General features: G+C 69.4%; 18 protein-coding genes and 1 tRNA gene. 9 read left to right on the forward strand and 10 right to left on the reverse strand.

The annotated features are described in order from the left end of the window. The first annotated feature begins 166 nt into the window (after positions 1-166). On the forward strand, positions 167-1,015 hold the full coding sequence (locus tag AB0F44_RS02230; RefSeq protein ID WP_357352219.1) for a PAC2 family protein: 849 nt from the start codon (positions 167-169) through the stop codon (positions 1,013-1,015). 143 nt (positions 1,016-1,158) lie between these two features. On the opposite strand, the gene mshC is transcribed toward AB0F44_RS02230, so the two are convergent. From mshC to AB0F44_RS02250, 4 genes are read right to left on the reverse strand one after another with little or no spacing between them, the layout of a single operon-like run. Continuing rightward, positions 1,159-2,391, reverse strand: coding sequence for a cysteine--1-D-myo-inosityl 2-amino-2-deoxy-alpha-D-glucopyranoside ligase (gene mshC, locus AB0F44_RS02235; RefSeq protein ID WP_357352221.1), 1,233 nt, complete (start codon positions 2,389-2,391; stop codon positions 1,159-1,161). Between the two features lie 32 nt (positions 2,392-2,423). Next, complete coding sequence (locus AB0F44_RS02240; RefSeq protein ID WP_357352223.1) at positions 2,424-3,197, reverse strand: SCO1664 family protein; 774 nt, start codon at positions 3,195-3,197, stop codon at positions 2,424-2,426. A gap of 4 nt (positions 3,198-3,201) precedes the next feature. After that, positions 3,202-3,807, reverse strand: a complete 606-nt coding sequence (locus AB0F44_RS02245) for a DUF3090 domain-containing protein (protein WP_350657946.1) — start codon at positions 3,805-3,807, stop codon at positions 3,202-3,204. 2 nt (positions 3,808-3,809) lie between these two features. Then, positions 3,810-4,547 (reverse strand): histidine phosphatase family protein, encoded by a 738-nt coding sequence (locus tag AB0F44_RS02250; RefSeq protein ID WP_357352226.1) that lies wholly within the window; start codon positions 4,545-4,547, stop codon positions 3,810-3,812. Positions 4,548-4,616: 69 nt separating this feature from the next. On the opposite strand from AB0F44_RS02250, the gene corA reads away from it, so the two are divergent. Beyond that, positions 4,617-5,597, forward strand: a complete 981-nt coding sequence (gene corA, locus AB0F44_RS02255; RefSeq protein ID WP_357352228.1) for a magnesium/cobalt transporter CorA — start codon at positions 4,617-4,619, stop codon at positions 5,595-5,597. 8 nt (positions 5,598-5,605) lie between these two features. Here corA and AB0F44_RS02260 read toward each other — a convergent pair whose 3' ends face one another. The 4 genes from AB0F44_RS02260 to AB0F44_RS02275 form a co-directional block, all read right to left on the reverse strand. Next, entirely contained in the window at positions 5,606-5,827 is a 222-nt protein-coding gene (locus AB0F44_RS02260) for a hypothetical protein (RefSeq protein WP_357352230.1), read from the reverse strand. A gap of 65 nt (positions 5,828-5,892) precedes the next feature. Further along, the gene (locus AB0F44_RS02265) at positions 5,893-7,086 is read right to left on the reverse strand and encodes a hypothetical protein (RefSeq protein WP_357352232.1); all 1,194 of its coding nucleotides are present in this window, start codon (positions 7,084-7,086) and stop codon (positions 5,893-5,895) included. Beyond that, on the reverse strand, positions 7,086-8,342 hold the full coding sequence (gene ilvA / locus AB0F44_RS02270) for a threonine ammonia-lyase IlvA (RefSeq protein ID WP_357352234.1): 1,257 nt from the start codon (positions 8,340-8,342) through the stop codon (positions 7,086-7,088). The genes AB0F44_RS02265 and ilvA overlap by 1 nt, the downstream gene beginning before the upstream one ends. A 19-nt stretch (positions 8,343-8,361) precedes the next feature. After that, on the reverse strand, positions 8,362-9,186 hold the full coding sequence (locus AB0F44_RS02275; protein WP_357352236.1) for an undecaprenyl-diphosphate phosphatase: 825 nt from the start codon (positions 9,184-9,186) through the stop codon (positions 8,362-8,364). A gap of 121 nt (positions 9,187-9,307) precedes the next feature. On the opposite strand from AB0F44_RS02275, the gene AB0F44_RS02280 reads away from it, so the two are divergent. The 4 genes from AB0F44_RS02280 (at position 9,308) to AB0F44_RS02295 (ending at position 12,118) form a co-directional block, all read left to right on the forward strand. Continuing rightward, positions 9,308-10,258, forward strand: a complete 951-nt coding sequence (locus tag AB0F44_RS02280) for an aldo/keto reductase (RefSeq protein WP_357352238.1) — start codon at positions 9,308-9,310, stop codon at positions 10,256-10,258. A 125-nt stretch (positions 10,259-10,383) separates the two neighbouring features. Then, positions 10,384-10,563, forward strand: a complete 180-nt coding sequence (locus tag AB0F44_RS02285; protein ID WP_160028907.1) for a DUF5703 family protein — start codon at positions 10,384-10,386, stop codon at positions 10,561-10,563. A gap of 46 nt (positions 10,564-10,609) precedes the next feature. Beyond that, positions 10,610-11,167: a histidine phosphatase family protein gene (locus AB0F44_RS02290; RefSeq protein WP_357352239.1), complete on the forward strand. Its 558-nt coding sequence runs from the start codon at positions 10,610-10,612 to the stop codon at positions 11,165-11,167. A gap of 108 nt (positions 11,168-11,275) precedes the next feature. Beyond that, entirely contained in the window at positions 11,276-12,118 is an 843-nt protein-coding gene (locus AB0F44_RS02295) for an aminoglycoside phosphotransferase family protein (protein WP_357352241.1), read from the forward strand. A 104-nt stretch (positions 12,119-12,222) separates the two neighbouring features. Here the strand turns inward: AB0F44_RS02295 and AB0F44_RS02300 are convergent, their stop codons facing one another. Continuing rightward, positions 12,223-13,536, reverse strand: a complete 1,314-nt coding sequence (locus tag AB0F44_RS02300; protein WP_357352243.1) for a M20/M25/M40 family metallo-hydrolase — start codon at positions 13,534-13,536, stop codon at positions 12,223-12,225. A 103-nt stretch (positions 13,537-13,639) separates the two neighbouring features. Here AB0F44_RS02300 and AB0F44_RS02305 point away from each other — a divergent pair, with 103 nt between their 5' ends. Then, on the forward strand, positions 13,640-14,407 hold the full coding sequence (locus AB0F44_RS02305) for a glycerophosphodiester phosphodiesterase (protein ID WP_357352245.1): 768 nt from the start codon (positions 13,640-13,642) through the stop codon (positions 14,405-14,407). A gap of 40 nt (positions 14,408-14,447) precedes the next feature. On the opposite strand, the gene AB0F44_RS02310 is transcribed toward AB0F44_RS02305, so the two are convergent. Further along, positions 14,448-14,732, reverse strand: a complete 285-nt coding sequence (locus AB0F44_RS02310; RefSeq protein ID WP_357352247.1) for a hypothetical protein — start codon at positions 14,730-14,732, stop codon at positions 14,448-14,450. A gap of 175 nt (positions 14,733-14,907) precedes the next feature. On the opposite strand from AB0F44_RS02310, the gene AB0F44_RS02315 reads away from it, so the two are divergent. Then, positions 14,908-14,993: transfer RNA gene (locus AB0F44_RS02315), tRNA-Leu, on the forward strand. Between the two features lie 97 nt (positions 14,994-15,090). Next, on the forward strand, positions 15,091-16,023 hold the full coding sequence (locus tag AB0F44_RS02320; protein ID WP_357352249.1) for an arginase family protein: 933 nt from the start codon (positions 15,091-15,093) through the stop codon (positions 16,021-16,023).

Below are 16,023 nucleotides of genomic sequence, written 5' to 3' on the forward strand. Positions count from 1 at the left end.
CACGGTGGTGTGCACGGCTTTGCCTGAAACACGCTACGGCGTAGGTGCGCAGGCCATGCCATTTCATTCCGAATCCTGACACTGGCAGTCCACCAGGTGGGAATTGAGAAGGTGTACGCAGGGTGAACGACGCCGACTCCCTGGCCTCGGTGACTAGGGTGGAGGTGTGATCGAGATCGAAGAGACCCGCGACCTGGTCGATCCTGTGGTGATCGCCGCGTTCGAGGGCTGGAACGACGCGGCCGATGCCGCCTCCGGCACGGTTGACCATCTAATGGACGTCTGGCACGCGCGGGTGGTGGCCGAGATCGATCCCGAGGACTTCTACGACTACCAGGTCAACCGGCCGGTCACCGGCACCGACGCGAACGGCTTCCGTTCCATCACCTGGCCCACCACCCAGGTCGCCGTCTGCTCCCCGCCCGACCTGGACCGCGACATCATCCTGGTGCGCGGCATCGAGCCCAACATGCGCTGGAAGCAGTTCGTCGGCGAGATCTTGGAATGCGTCGACGAGCTCGGCGGCCAGCTCGTGGTGACCCTCGGCGCGCTCCTCGCCGACGCTCCGCACACCCGGCCGATCCCGGTCTCCGGCACCGCCACCGAGCCCGACCTCGTCGACCGGCTCAAGCTCGACTCGCCGTCCTACGAGGGGCCGACCGGCATCGTCGGCGTGCTCCAGGAGGCCTGCGTCCAGTCCGACATCCCCGCGGTCTCGTACTGGGCTGCGGTCCCCCACTACGTCGCCGCCCCGCCCTGCCCCAAGGCCACCCTCGCGATCATCAACAAGCTCGAGGACCTGCTGCAGTGCTCCATCCCCCTCGGCGACCTCCCCGAGGACGCCCGAGCCTGGGAGCGCGGCGTCAACGACCTCGCCGAGGAGGACGAGGACGTCTCCGACTACGTACGCTCCCTCGAGGAGGCCCGCGACACCGCCGACCTCCCCGAGGCCAGTGGCGACGCGATCGCCCGGGAGTTCGAGCGCTACCTCAAGCGGCGTACGGACGACTCGTAGGACCGGCTGCAGGGATACCCGGTTAACCGGTTGCAGGGATACCCGGTTAACCGGGTATCCCTGCGCTTCTCAGGCAATGCAACACCCGAGAAGTGCAGGAAAAGCCCGAGCGGTGTGACGCATGTGGCCCCTGAGGCCGGCGATCAGAGCTTGATGCCGAGCGCCGCGTCGACGATCTGGGAGATCGTCTCGCCGGCGAGAGCGTCGGAGGTCTCGGCGAGACCGCCCTCGCCGAGGGTGGCGGCGACCCAGGCGTCGACGGCCTGGACCGCACGCGGGGCGTCGAGGTCGTCAGCCAGGGCACCGAGGATCGTCTCGACGACCGGGGCCGCGGGGGCGCCGCGGCCGAGAGCGACGGCCTTGCGCCACTCGGCGATCTTGTCGACGGCGTCGAAGAGCTTGGCGTCGGTCCACTCCCAGTCGTCGCGGTAGTGGTGGCCCAGCAGCACCAGCCGGATCGCCATCGGGTCGATCTCGGAGTTGCGCAGGGCGGAGACGAAGACCAGGTTGCCGCGGGACTTGGACATCTTGTGGCCGTCGTAGGCCACCATCCCGCCGTGGGTGTAGATCTCGGCGAAGTCCTTGCCTGCCGACCGCGCGTGCGAGCCGGACATCTCGTGGTGCGGGAAGACCAGGTCGGAGCCGCCGGCCTGGACGGTGAACCCGGCGCCGAGGTGCTCCAGCGCGATCGCGGTGCACTCGATGTGCCAGCCGGGACGGCCGGGACCGTACGGCGAGGGCCAGGCCGGCTCGCCGGGACGCTCGGCGCGCCACAGCAGCGGGTCGAGCGGGTCCTTCTTGCCGGCCCGCTCGGGGTCGCCGCCACGCTCACCGAAGAGCTCCAGCATCTCCGAACGGCTCAGGCGAGACTCCTCGCCGAACGCGTCGTCGACAGCCACCGAGGCGTAGACGTCCTCGTCGACCTTGTAGATCGCGCCGGCCTCCTCGAGCTCGCCGATCAGCGAGATCACCAGCGGGATCGATTCGACCGCGCCGATGTAGTGCTGCGGCGGCACGACCCGCAGCGCCTCCATGTCCTGCCGGAAGAGCTCGGTCTCGCGCTCGGCGAGCGCCTCCCACTCGATCCCGACCTTGTCCGCTCGCTCGAGCAGCGGGTCGTCGACGTCGGTGACGTTCTGGGTGTAGCCGACCTCGTAGCCGGCGTTGAGCCACGCCCGGTGGAGCAGGTCGAAGGCGACGTAGGTGTTGGCGTGGCCGATGTGGGTCGCGTCGTAGGGCGTGATGCCACATACGTACAGCGAACGCCGCCCCTGACCCTCCGTCGGGACGACCGCGTCCCGCTGATGGTCATAGAGCTGCACCTCGGGCCCGTTGACGGACAGTTCTGGGACTTCGGGTGCAGACCATGCGCGCATGGGTGCAGCCTACTTGGCGGGGACCACGTGTCTCAGAAGGGCGGCCACGGGATGACATGGCGGTCGTACTCCGGCCGCGGGAAGACCCCCTCGGCGAGCAGGGTCTCGCAGCGCCGGCCGAGCGCGTCGACCTCCCGACCCGTGAGGTACGCAGCCAGCTCCCGCCCCAACGCACCGGCGAGCCCCGCGTGCACCGCACGGATACCGGAGAGCTCCTCGTCGGAGAAGCCCTGCCCCCGCCACCCCCACAGGATGGTGCGCAGCTTCGGCTCCTCGTGAAAGGTCAGCCCGTGGTCGCAGCCGTAACGGCGCCCACCGGAGATCGGCAGGACGTGACCGCCCTTGCGGTCGGCGTTGTTGGTGATCGCGTCGAAGACCGCCATCCGTCGCAGCCCGGGCGTGTCCTCGTGGGCCAGGGTGACGACCCGGTCCTGATCGTCGAAGCCGTCGAAGACCCGGAGGTAGCCACCAGGCACCTCCCCCTCCGGCACGATGGTGACCGGGTCGAGGCTCTCGTCGGCGTGGACCCAGCGCTGGATCATCCCGGGGCCGTGCGGCCCGTCGCCGAGCCAGGTCTCGGGGACCACCGACCATCCCAGCGTCTCTGAGACGAGGTGGGCGGCGACCTCGCGATGCGCGAGCTGCCCGTCGGGGAAGTCCCACAGCGGCCGCTCCCCCGCGATCGGCTTGTAGACCACCTCGGTCTCGCCGATAGTGGCCAGGAAGGTCGCGTTCGAGGCCGTCGTCAGCCGCCCGACGAGCTCCATGGCCCCGTCACTCTCCGGGGCGATGATTCGCTCGCTCATCTGCTCAGACCGGGTCGCGCCGCTTGAACCCGTTCGCCCGGACGCACAGGTGTCCCTCGGGATCGATCGGGTTGCCGCAGAACGGGCAGTTGGGGCGTCCGGCGCCCAGCACCGCCTCGGCCCGCTTCACGAAGGCACGGGCGTTGCGCGGGGCGATCCGGACCAGGAGCACCTCGTCGGGCTCCGGCTCGTCCAGCTCGATGGCAGCCACCGCGTCCTCGTCGACCAGCTGGCCCGACTCGTCGACCTCGGCGATGATCTCGGTCTCGCTGATCGGGAAGACCTCGAGGACGACCTTGTCCTCGTCGGGGTCCCAGGCCAGCGTCATCGTGCCCGCCCGGAACTCCTCCTCGATCGGCTGCTCCAGCGGTCCGTTGTCGTCGAGGTCGAAGGGAGCGACCGCCGGCACCACGGCGGGCGCCGACTTCATCACCTCGTCGAGGAGCTCGTCGAGCCGTTCGGCGAGCACCGTGACCTGCTGCTTCTCCAGGGCCACGGAGACGACTCGGGCTCCCTCACGCGCCTGGAGGAAGAACGTACGCGCCCCGGGCTCGCCGACGGTGCCGACGACGAATCGCTCGGGCGGGTCGAAGGCGTGCATCACAGGCATGGTCAAACCTTATCCAGACCAGGCTCAGGACCCGAGCCGCCGCCCACGACCGCGTCGTCGTTGCGTCGCCGGGACGACTTGCGTCCCTTCTTCGCGGCCGGCTTCGGGGCGAGCCAAGACAGATCGCCGGCATGCGTGTTCGTGGCCAGGACCGAGGGACGCCCCTCCCCGTAGCGCACGACCGAGATCGAGGCCGGGTCGACGTGCAGCCGCTGGAAGAGGTCCAGGTGCATCCCGAGCGCGTCGGCGAGGATCGACTTGATCAGGTCGCCGTGGCTCACGCACAGCCAGACGGCCGAGTCTCCGTGCGCGGCCGTGACGGCGGCGTCGTGGCGGCGTACGGCCGCGACCCCTCGGGCCTGCATGGCGGCCATCGACTCGCCACCGGGGAAGGTGACCGCGGAGGGCTGGGTCTGCACCGTCTTCCACAGCTTGCGGCGCGCCAGCGTGGTGATCTTCTCCCCCTGCCACTCGCCGTAGTCGCACTCGGAGACGCCCTCCTCCACCACGACGGTGGGCTGCTCGGCGCGACCCTCGAGGATCACCGACAGTGTCTGCTGGCAGCGCTCCATCGGGCTGGTCACCGCCAGTGCCAGCGGGACCGGCGCGATCCGCTCGGCCGCTCTGCTCGCCTGCTCCACGCCGCGCTCGTCCAGTCTCACCCCAGGAAGCCGGCCGGCCAGGGTGCCGGATGCGTTCGCCGTCGTACGGCCGTGTCTCACCAGGATCATCGTCGCCACGACTGGCGACCCTATCCATCCCGGTGAAGCCGGCCCACAATGCCGGGCAGCATGGCCTAACCTGACAACGTGATCGTCGACAGCGCTCTCTACCGCGGCGGTGCGCGCGACAGGATCGACTGCGCGCCCCACGACTACGCCACGCTCCGCAGCGGCGTGAAGGATGAGGGCGACTTCGTCTGGCTCGGGCTCTACCAGCCCAGCCAGTACGAGCTCGAGGAGGTCGCCGAGGCCTTCGGGCTGCATCCGCTCGCCGTCGAGGATGCGCTGACCGCGCACCAGCGGCCCAAGCTGGAGCGCTACGAGGGCGGGATGTTCCTGGTCGTGAAGACGCTCTGGTACGTCGACTCCGAGGATGCCGTCGAGACCGGCGAGGTCGCCTTCTTCATCGGCCCCGACTACGTGATCACGGTCCGCCACGGTCGCGGATCCCGGCTCGCGCCGGCCCGCGAGCTGCTGGAGACCAGCGACGAGCAGCTCCTCAACGAGGGTCCGTACTCAGCGGTCCACGCGGTGGTCGACTACATCGTGGACGGCTACGTGGACGTCGCCACCGAGCTCACCAAGGACGTCGACGAGGTCGAGACCTCGGTCTTCTCCGACGAGCGCACCCACGACTCGGCCCGGATCTACCGGCTCCGCCGGGAGATCGCGGAGGTACGCCGCGCGGTGATGCCGCTGCGGGAGCCGGTGCGCCGCTTCGCCAACGGAGAGGGCGGGATCGACCCTGACCTACGCCCGTACTTCCGCGACGTCCTCGACCATCTCGCCTCCATCGTGGAGTCGATCGAGAACCTAGAGACGTTGCTGTCCTCTGCCTTCGAGGCCCATCTGGCGCAGATCTCGCTCCAGCAGAACGACGACATGCGCAAGATCTCGGCGGGCGCGGCGATGATCGTGGTGCCGACCCTCATCGCCGGGATCTACGGGATGAACTTCACCTACATGCCCGAGCTCGACTGGAGGTTCGGCTACCCGTTCGCGCTGCTGCTGATGGGCGGCGTGATCACCGGGATGTGGATCTTCTTCCGGAAGTCGGGCTGGTTCTGACCGCGTCGCTACCCTCTGCGCCACGGACGGCGCGGCTGTTGCTCTGCGGCCTCGCGTGCGCACTCTCGAAGCTCGTGGGCAACGGCTCGATACACGGTGGCCCACTGCTCCCCCGTGAGTCCGCCGACCTGAAGGTCACTACTTCTCGCGCTCGTGAAGACCTTCGCGTCTTCGACGTACTTCTCGGCTTTCGCCTCGAGCCACGCTAGGTGGTGCGGGGTGGTACTCATTGCTGCCAGTGTTTCACGTTTGGCGAAGTTGACGCGCGAGATCTTACGCCTGCAGACCCGGAAAACTAGTCGAGCTGCTTGACCGGGCGGGCGTCGAGGTGCTCCCGGTCGCACCACAGGGAGAGGTCGTCGGCGAACTCCGAGTCGGCCTCGCCGCCCTGTGAGTCGAGCTGCTCGCCCTGGTACCACTCGGTGAGCATCGCCGCATCGTCGTAGCCGGCGGGCATCCGCGGGCCCTGGTAGCGGACCGCGACGACCTCCTTCTCGCGCACAGAGATCATCCAGGCCCAGCCCGCGTCGTCGTCTTTGGCCGGCTGCCAGGCGAAGACCAGCGGGCCACGTTCGCCCTTCGTGGTGACACAGTGCTTGCGCAGCGCCGGCGCCGAGCAGGGCTCGCGGGTCATCCAGGCGGGCGGTGACGGCGCGGCGAGGACGTCGATGTCGGCATCCGGCATACCCGTGAAGTCGGGTGAGGAGCGCTGCAGCAGCCGGCCTCCGATGGCGTCGGGGCCGAACTGCTCCCGCAGCGGCGACCGGGTGACGCCCTTGTAGTAGCCGTAGCCACCCCGGCCGCCGACATAGGCCTGGGCGATGCCGTGGTCGGTGTTGCGCACCAGCTCGTACGCCGCGGGGTCGGGCTCGCCGCCCTCCCAGTCGTCGAGCTCCTCACCGAGGGCGAGGGTCGAGGAGGTCGCCTGGTAGCGCAGTCGTGGGTCCTCGACGACTGCGACGAGCTTCTCGACACCGATCGGCATGTCGAGCTTGCGGGGGTCACCGGTGATCGTCGGGCCGGCGTAGCCGATCGAGGCAGTCTCACCACCCTCGCGCAGCAGCACGATGTCAACGACGCCGGGGTCCTCCTCGGGCTCCTCCTCGGTCCAGCGCAGCTGCATCTCGGCGTCCTTCACCTCGGTCGGCAGGTCGACGCAGTGCTGCCCGAGCTCGCTGCGGCACGCCTCACCCTCCTCGGGCGGCTGAGCCGAGACGGCGACGTTCACCAGGTCGCCGTCGTACTCGCCGTCGGCGCCGTAGCGAAGGTCGACCGAGACCTGCTCGCGAGGCGTGGACTCGTCGGTGTAGGAGGCGGACCGGCTGGAGGTGTCGGTCGGCAGGTGCTCGAGCGCGACCGCTGCGACGGCGCGGTGGGTGATCCGGCCGGGATCGCTGCCGGCATCGACAGCCTGGCTGGAGCACCCCGCGACGATCCCGGCCAGGACCGCGGCGACAGCGAAAGGCCTCACGACCTCGGCAGTGCGCATCAGTGCAGGAAGGTGAACAGCGGCGAGTCGGGCTCGATCCGCTCGATGACCAGGTCGCTGGCACCCATCCGCTCGAGCAGCCCGTCGAGGCCGTCGGCAGAGTCGAGGTCGATGCCGATCAGCGCGGGACCGTGCTCGCGGTTGGACTTCTTGACGTACTCGAAGACGACGATGTCCTCGCCATCGGCCAGCACGTCGTCGAGGAAGCCGCGCAGCGCCCCGGGAGCCTGCGGGAACGAGACCAGGAAGTAGTGGCGCAGACCCTGGTGGATCAGGGCCCGCTCGAGCACGTCGGAGTAGCGGGAGACGTCGTTGTTGCCACCGGAGAGAACGGCACCGACGCGCGTGGCGCCGCGCAGGTCGATCTGCCCCAGGGCCGCCACCGCAAGCGCGCCAGCGGGCTCGGCGATGATCCCCTCGGTCTGGTAGAGCTCGAGCATCTCCACGCAGATCGCCCCGACGGGCACGGAGACGAGATCGTCGACGTACTCCTTGACGATCGGGTACGTCACCTTCCCCGCGGTCGCGACCGCCGCGCCGTCCACGAACGTGTCGAGCGTGTCCAGCCGGACCGGTCCACCGGCCTCGATCGCGGCCGCCATCGAGGCGGCGCCCGCGGGCTCGACCCCGATGATCCGGGTCTGCGGCCAGACCTCGCGCACCCAGGTGGACACGCCCGAGGCGAGCCCACCGCCACCGACCGGCAGCAGCAGCACGTCCAGCGGCTCACCGATCTGGGAGGTCAGCTCGTAGCCGACCGTGCCCTGCCCGGCGATGGTGCGCGGGTCGTCGAAGGCGGAGACGTAGGTGGCCCCGAGCCCGCGACCGAGCTCGTAGGCGTACGCGGAGGCCTCGTCGTAGGTCGAGCCGTGCAGGGTGAGCGTCACGTGCGAGCCACCGAGGGCAGTGATCCGATCCCGCTTCTGCTTGGGCGTGTTGGTCGGCACCACGATGTGGCCGGGCACCCCGAGGCGGGCACAGGAGATAGCGACACCCTGAGCATGGTTGCCGGCCGACGCACACACGACGCCCCGCTCGAGCTCCTCGGGCGTCAGCGAGCTCATCAGGTTGTAGGCGCCCCGGACCTTGTAGGAGCGCCCCAGCTGCAGGTCCTCCCGCTTGAGCAGGACCTCTGCGGCGTACCTCTCTGAGAGTCTGACCGAGCGTTCGACCGCCGTGCGCGTGGCGATCGTGCGCGCAGCGGCTTCCTCGATCGCTGCGGGTGTTACGGCGGGCTTCACACCGGACTCAGGCACGTGCCTGAGTTTGTCACGATCACCACTCGGTGAGCACACCCGCGCCGAGGAGTCCCAGAACCACGAGACCGAGGACGACCCGGTAGATCACGAACGGGGTGTAGGTGTTGTGGGAGAGGTACTTCAGCAGCCAGGCGATCACGGCGTAGCCGAGGACGAACGAGACGATCGTGGCGACAATCGTCGGGCCCCAGCCGTAGAGGTTGGCACCGTGGGCGATCTCGCCCATCTCGAACAGGCCGGCGCCGAAGACTGCCGGCAGTGCCAGCAGGAAGGCGTAGCGGGTCACGGTCGCCCGCTCGTAGCCGAGCGCGCGGCCCATCGAGATCGTCGCTCCCGAGCGCGAGACGCCGGGAATCAGTGCGCAGGCCTGGGCGCAGCCCATCAGGATCGCGTCGCGCCAGGACAGGTCGTCGAAATGCTTGCGGTTCGCGCCGATCCGGTCGGCGATCCCGAGGACGATGCCCATGACCACGAGCATGGTGCCGACGACGTACAGGCTGCGCAGATCGTGCTCGATGATGTCCTTCATCACGAAGCCAATCACCACGATCGGGATCGAGCCGACGATGATGAACCAGCCCATCCGGGCGTCGGTGTGGCTGCGCAGCTCGGCGTTGAAGAGGCTCCGGAACCAGGTCACGATGATGTCGCGGATGTTGCGCCACATGTAGAAGACCACGGCCAACTCGGTGCCGATCTGGATCACGGCGGTGAACGCCGCGCCGGGGTCTCCCCAGCCGAGCAGCTCGGGGAAGATGCGCAGGTGCGCGCTGGATGAGATGGGCAGGAACTCGGTGAGTGCCTGAAGAATGCCCAGTGCGATCGCCTGCAGATAATCCACGGGCGGAAACTCTAAGGGGCATGTACCCAGCACCCGACCGCTGCCTCCCTGTCGGTGTGTCCGCCGTCACTGCCAGCGTGTCCGGCAGGGGCCCTGCGGAGGGCACGGATAGATTGTTCTCATGCAGAGCCGACTCCTCGGAGCCACTGGGCTGCGAGTCTCGTCTCTCGCCCTGGGCACCATGACCTGGGGCAGCGTGACCGATGAGCACGAGGCCCGTGAGCAGCTGGCCGGTTTCGCCGAGGCCGGCGGCACGCTGGTCGACACCGCCGCCGGCTACGGCGACGGGGCCTCGGAGGCGCTGCTCGGCTCGCTCCTCGAGGAGCGTGTCGTGGCTCGCGACGACGTCGTCCTGGCGACCAAGGGCGGGATCACCTGGCGCGGCGGCAACCGGGGCGTGGACACCTCTCGCGGTGGCCTGCTGACCGGCCTCGACGCCTCGCTGAAGCGGCTCGGCGTCGACCACCTCGACCTGTGGCAGGTGCACGTCTGGTCCCCCGAGGTGCCGCTCGAGGAGACGCTGACGGCGCTCGACATGGCGCTGAGCAGCGGCCGGGCCGCCTACGTCGGTGTCTCGAACTACAGCGGCTGGCAGACCGCCCAGGCGGCGACCTGGCAGCGGGCCGTCCCCGGGCGGGCGACGCTGGCCTCGACGCAGGTGGAGTACTCGCTGCTCGCCCGCGACATCGAGTACGAGGTCCTGCCGGCCACCGAGGCGCTGGGGATGGGCCTGCTGGCCTGGTCACCGCTGGCAGGCGGCGTGCTCACCGGGAAGTACCGCACCGGCATCCCGTCGCACTCCCGCGGCGCCGACCCGAACTTCTCGGCCCGGGTGGACGCCTTCCACGACGAGCGCTCCCGTGGGATCGTCACCGCCGTCGCCAAGGCCGCCGAAGGCCTGGAGTGGACCCCACTGCAGGTCTCGCTGGCCTGGGTACGCGACCGGCCGGGCGTCACCGCGCCGATCCTCGGCGCACGCACCGCGGCTCAGCTCAAGGAGGCGCTGCAGGTCGCCGACCTCACCCTCCCGCCCGAGATCGCGCTCGCCCTCGACGACGTCTCCGCCGTCTGAGTCCCAGGACCGAAAACACCACCCCGAAGGAACATCTCTTCAGGCACACTGGTTCTCCTGAGTAGTCCATCAGAAGGAGTGCTGCCTTGGCTCGAGCCGAACGCCGTCCGCCCCGCCCGGGAGTGATGTGGGAGTACGACAAGGTGATCTTCTCGCGTGAGTTCTCCCGCAACATCGTCACCAAGCTCCTCGTCGAGCGCGCCGAGCACGGCGGCTGGGAGCTCGACCGCGTCCGGATCACCGCCGACGGCACCCGCCGGGTGACGCTTCGGCGCAAGATCATCCGGCAGCGGCTCACGGTCTGAGCGCGTCTCCGCGCTCCTCGCGCGTCCAGATATTAGGGTCCTGCGGGTGATCCATCTCGTACGCCACGGCGAAGCCGCCGGCGGGGACACGGCCGACCCCGGCCTCTCCGACCTCGGCCGCCGCCAGGTCCAGGCGCTCGCCAACCGACTCGCGTTCCGTCCGGTCCGTCAGGTGCTGCACGGCCCGAGCCGGCGTACGTCCGAGACGGCCGGCATCCTCACCGAGAACCTCGGCGCGGGACCGGTGCCCTCCGACCTTCTCGCCGACCGCACCCCGGTACCGTCGGCGGAGCGGCGCGGCGACTACCCGACCCACCGTTGGGAGTGGTTCGAGGACGTACCGGAGGCTGAGCGCGACCTCGACGGCGCCGACCTCACCGCCGCCTGGCACAAGCTCTGGTTCGAGCACCACGACGAGGAGGTCGTGCTGGTCACCCACGCGTTCGTGGTCGCCTGGTTCGTACGCGAGGTCCTCAACGCCCCTCCAGCGACCTGGATGCGCATCGGCCCGATCGGCAACGCCACCCTGACCAGCATCGGACCCAACCTCGGCGGCGAGCCCGTCGTGGAGACGTTCAACGCCGAGGTCATCCTCCCTATTTGAGCCGATCTGGGCCGATCTGGATAAGCGGCGCCCACAAGGTTCCAACAACATGGACATCTCGCCGCGACACGGCCTCGCAAGCCTTCCCAGCGCTGGCAGGATCCGCCCGTGATCTCGGCACTCGACACCCTGACCCCCGCCCAGCGCGACCTCCTCGACCAATGGCTCCCCGGAGCCGAGGTGGTCGCCGACCGCAGCGCACTGCACCGCGCCGGCACCACCGCCCTCGTGCTCTCAGCCGATGACGACCGGTTCCTGGTGAAGACCACGACAGAAGGCGTACGCCACATCGACCGTGAGCTCGCGGCCCACCGCAGCTGGCTGGCCCCCTGGACCGACGCCGGCCGCGCGCCGAGCCTCGTCGAGGCCGACCTCGACGCCCGCATCATCGTGATGACCCACCTCGACGGCGAGCCCGCGAGCACATCGCCCGCCATCCACGACCCAGAGATCTACCGCCAGGCGGGCGAGCTGCTGGCGACGTTCCACGGCCAGGCCAGCGTCGAGGACGAGGACTACGAGCCGGAGCTCGACGAGCGCGCCCTCGCATCGCTGGACGGGGCCGGCCTCGAGGCCGGCCTGACCGAGCGTCTTCGCACCGAGATCACCTCGTGGCCGACGCCGACGACGGTGCTCGTCCCCACCCACGGCGACTGGCAGCCGACCAGCTGGGTCGTCGACGCGGGCATCCTCCGCGTGATCGACTCCGGCCGTTTCGGCTTCCGGCCGGCCCGCTACGACCTCTCTCGCCTCTCCGCGCAGGACTTCCCCCGCAACGACACCTTCGAGAAGGCCTTCCTCGAGGGCTACGGCTCCGACCCCCGCGAGCCCGAGGCCTGGCACCGCCTCCAGGTTCGCGACGCCATCTCGGTCGCCGCCTGGGCGCACCGCACCGGCCACGCCGAGGTAGCCGCCCTGAGCGTGGACACCCTCACCGGCCTAGTCCCCTGAACCGACGCCGAGTCGGCTCGTCCTGACCAAGATCCCCGCCGAGTCGGCTCGTCATAACGCGCCGACTCGGCGGGGTTTCTCGTCGGTTCGAGCCGACTCTGCGGTCACACCTGGTCGAGGAAGCGGTCCATGACCCGCGCCCCGAACTGGAGCGCGTCAACCGGCACCCGCTCGTCGACGCCGTGGAAGAGGGCGGTGAAGTCGAGTTCCTCGGGCAGGCGCAGCGGCGCGAAGCCGTACGTCCTCATCCCGAGCCGCTTGAAGTGCTTGGCGTCGGTGCCGGCGGACATGAGGTAGGGAGCGACCAGGGCGTCGGGGTCCTCGGCGATCAGCGAGCTCTCCATCGCGGCGACGAGGGCACCGTCGTAGGGGGTCTCCCAGGGCATCTGGTTCTGGTCGAACTCGATGTCGATCCCCTCGCCGCACAGCTTGCGCAGGGTCTCGAAGAAGTCGTCCTCGAAGCCCGGCAGGAAGCGGCCGTCGACATGGGCGGTGGCCTCGGTGGGGATGACGTTGACCTTGTAGCCGGCGCTGGTCATGGTCGGGTTGGTGACGTTGCGCAGAGTGGCGCCGATCATCCGGGCGGCCGGGCCGAACTCCTCCACGAGCCGCTCGGCGTTCTCCGGCGTGGGCTCCTCCCCCGCGATCTCGCCGACCGCGGCGAGCAGCGTCTGCATCGTCGGGGTCAGCTGCACCGGCCACTCGTGGGCACCGATGCGCGCGATCGCGCCGGAGAGCCTGGTGATCGGGTTGTCGCGGTTGATCATCGAGCCGTGCCCGGCGGTGCCGCGGGCGGTCAGCTTCATCCAGGCCATGCCCTTCTCGGCGGCCTCGATGAGGTAGAGGCGGCGTCCCTTCACCGTGGTCGAGAAGCCACCGACCTCTCCGACCGCCTCGGTGCAGTGGGCGAGCAGGTCGGGGTGGTCCTCGACGAGCACGTGGGCTCCCTTCATCCCGCCGGCCTCTTCGTCGGCGGTGAAGGCGAGAGTGATCGGGCGCTCGGGGATCCGCCCGGTGCGCTGGCGCTCACGGACGACCGCGAGCAGCATCGCGTCGAAGTCCTTCATGTCGACAGCGCCTCGACCCCAGACGTACCCGTCCTGGATCTCCCCCGAGAACGGGTCGACCTGCCAGTCGTGCGCAGCGGCGGGGACGACATCCAAGTGACCGTGGAGGAGCAGCCCGTCCTGCCGATCGGTGGTCGAGCCTGTCGAGCCCCCGCCCCACTGCGCGACGACCGAGGCCCGACCGTGCTCCGACTCGTAGATCTCCGAGGAGATGCCGACCTCGTCGAGCTGCGCCGCGACGTACTCGGCCGCCTTCCGCTCCCCCGGGCCCGGGTCGTTTCCAAAGTTGCTCGTGTCGATGCGGATCAGGTCACGGCAGAGGTCGACGACCTCGGTCTCGGCGCTGGTCATACCGCCACCGTATCGACCGCATGCGACAAACCGCCCCCTGACGTCCACCTATGCGCAACCTGAGGATTTCAGTGCGGATGGATGCGTGGGTTTCCATGGGCGCATGCAGAAGCGTGCCCTCCTCTCCGCTCACCGCGCCGCGGCGCGTCAGTCGGGGCACCGTGACAACTCCTGGGAGTCGCTTCTGGAGGCCGTCCAGATGGAGGTCGACTACGTCGAGTTCGACGTGCACCGCACCCGCGACGGCGAGTTCGTCCTCCACCACGACGGCCACATCCGCGACCGGATCGGCCGCAGGGTCAAGATCGCGGGCAGGACGTACGCAGCGCTGTCGCGGCTCGCGCCGTACCGCCTGGTGCGCTACCGGGAGGCTCTCGAGCTGCTCGCCACCCACGGCAAGCACGCTCACATCGACCTCAAGTTCGCCTCGCCGTCGAACTACCTCGGGCTCCCGCACGAGGTCGACGCCGCCGAGATCGCCCTCGAGGTGATGAACGAGAGCTTCATCGTGACCACGATGGTCGACGAGTCCGTACGCGTCCTTCGTGACTGGGCCGACCTCCGCGCCCCCGAGACCCTCGTCGGTCTCTCACTCGGTGGCGTCGACTTCCGCCACCACCCGTTCAAGCTCGTCCATCTCAAGCTCTCGGAGTTCTTCCCCGAGGGCCGCATCCGTCGCTGCCGCTCCAACCTGGTCGTCGTCGAGCAGCGTCTCGCCGACGTATGGCTGCTGCGCTGGGCACACCGCCGCAACATCAAGGTCCTCGTCTGGACCGTCGACAACCCCGGCCGCCTGCGCCGTTTCGTGTACGACAAGCGGGTCTGGATGGTCACCAGCAACCACCCCGCGCGGGCACTGTTGCCGGCCTGATCCTGACAGGTCGGTCGAGCCTGGTCGGTCGAGCGCAGGCTCAGCGCCGCCGGCGCGACTCCTCGTCGAGCCGACGAGCCGCCTCTACGTCAGCCGTGCTCGGACTCGGTCCACCCGCATCTCCCAGCGAGTCCAGACTCCCTGCCTGGGCTCGTTCCTCCTCGGCCTTCGTACGCCCGACCGCACCGACGCCGTCATAGGGCACCCCGTCACCGTCGAGATCCGTCGCACTGTCACCGCGTCCCTGACGCACCGCAAGTACGACACCGGCCCCGAGCGCCACGACGATGGCGAGGAACCCGATCATCACGATCAGAGAGAGCATCGAACCACCTCCACGAGATCGAGGGCTTGTCTCCCTCGCTGCGTCCAGCGTGCCCTACGCCTCCACCTGGGTCTACCCGATTCACCCCCGCGCCCCATGGTCATCATTGGCCCATCCCGCCACAGGCCCCCGATTCGGCACCCCGGCCCCCTCCTGATAATGTTCTTCCTGTTGCGCGCGGGTGGCGGAATAGGCAGACGCGCTAGCTTGAGGTGCTAGTCCACGTATTAGTGGGTGGGGGTTCAAGTCCCCCCTCGCGCACAGCGAGAAACCCCAGGGAGACCTGGGGTTTCTCGCATTTCACGGGGCCGCACGATCGTCCAGCCGCGTCGCGGCTTGGCTCTGACATGCTGAGCACATGGAGAACGCCTCGCTCGCCCCCGTCGGCACTCTCTTCGGGGTTCCCGCCCGGCCGGCGGACGCAACCAGCTCGGTCGCCGTCATGGGCGTTCCCTTCGACATGGGCTACCACCCGACCCGGGTCGGGGCGCGCTCGGGTCCGGCCCACGTACGCACCCACTCCGCCCTCGTCGCCGAGCATCTGGACGGCTTCGACGTCGACTTGCTGGGCGATCTCGGCGTCGTCGACACGGGCGACGCGAAGGTGCTGCCAGGCAACGTGGAGCAGAGCTTCGACGCGGTGGAGGCCGGGGTCGCCGCGATCCTCGCTGCCGGCGCGACCCCGCTGACCTTCGGCGGCGACGGCGCCGTCACCCTGCCGCAGCTGCGCGCACTCAAGAAGACGCTCGGGCGCGAGTTCGCGGTGCTGCACTTCGACGCCCACACCGACGCCTACGAGGGCATCTACCCCTACGAGTACAACAACGCCAACACGTTCGTGCACGCCGTCCGCGAGGGGCTCATCGATCCGGCAGGGTCTGTGCACGTGGGGATGCGCGACACCGCGTACGACGGGCGGCCCGGCATCGTCGGCGTAGCGACCGGCCTCGGCTACGAGGTGATCACGATGGACCGGATCGTCGAGATGGGCATTCCCGCACTCGTCGCTCGCCTCCGGGAGCGGCTCGTCGGCGTGCCGATCTACCTCTGCTGGGACATGGACGTCTTCGATCCCTCGGTCTCGCCGGGCGTCGTCACGCCGTCCTGGGGCGGCATCACGGTGCGGGAGGGTCTGGCGATCCTGCGCGGCCTGCGCGGACTCGAGTTCGCGGCCTTCGACATCAACACGGTCAGCCCGCCGCACGACCACTTGGGCATCACGGCGAGCCTCGCCGCGCAGGTGGCGATGGAGTGCCTCTTCCTCCGCCACGCCGCCGCGGCGAAACGCTGA

Source organism: Nocardioides sp. NPDC023903, assembly GCF_040639295.1.
Lineage (GTDB): Bacteria > Actinomycetota > Actinomycetes > Propionibacteriales > Nocardioidaceae > Nocardioides.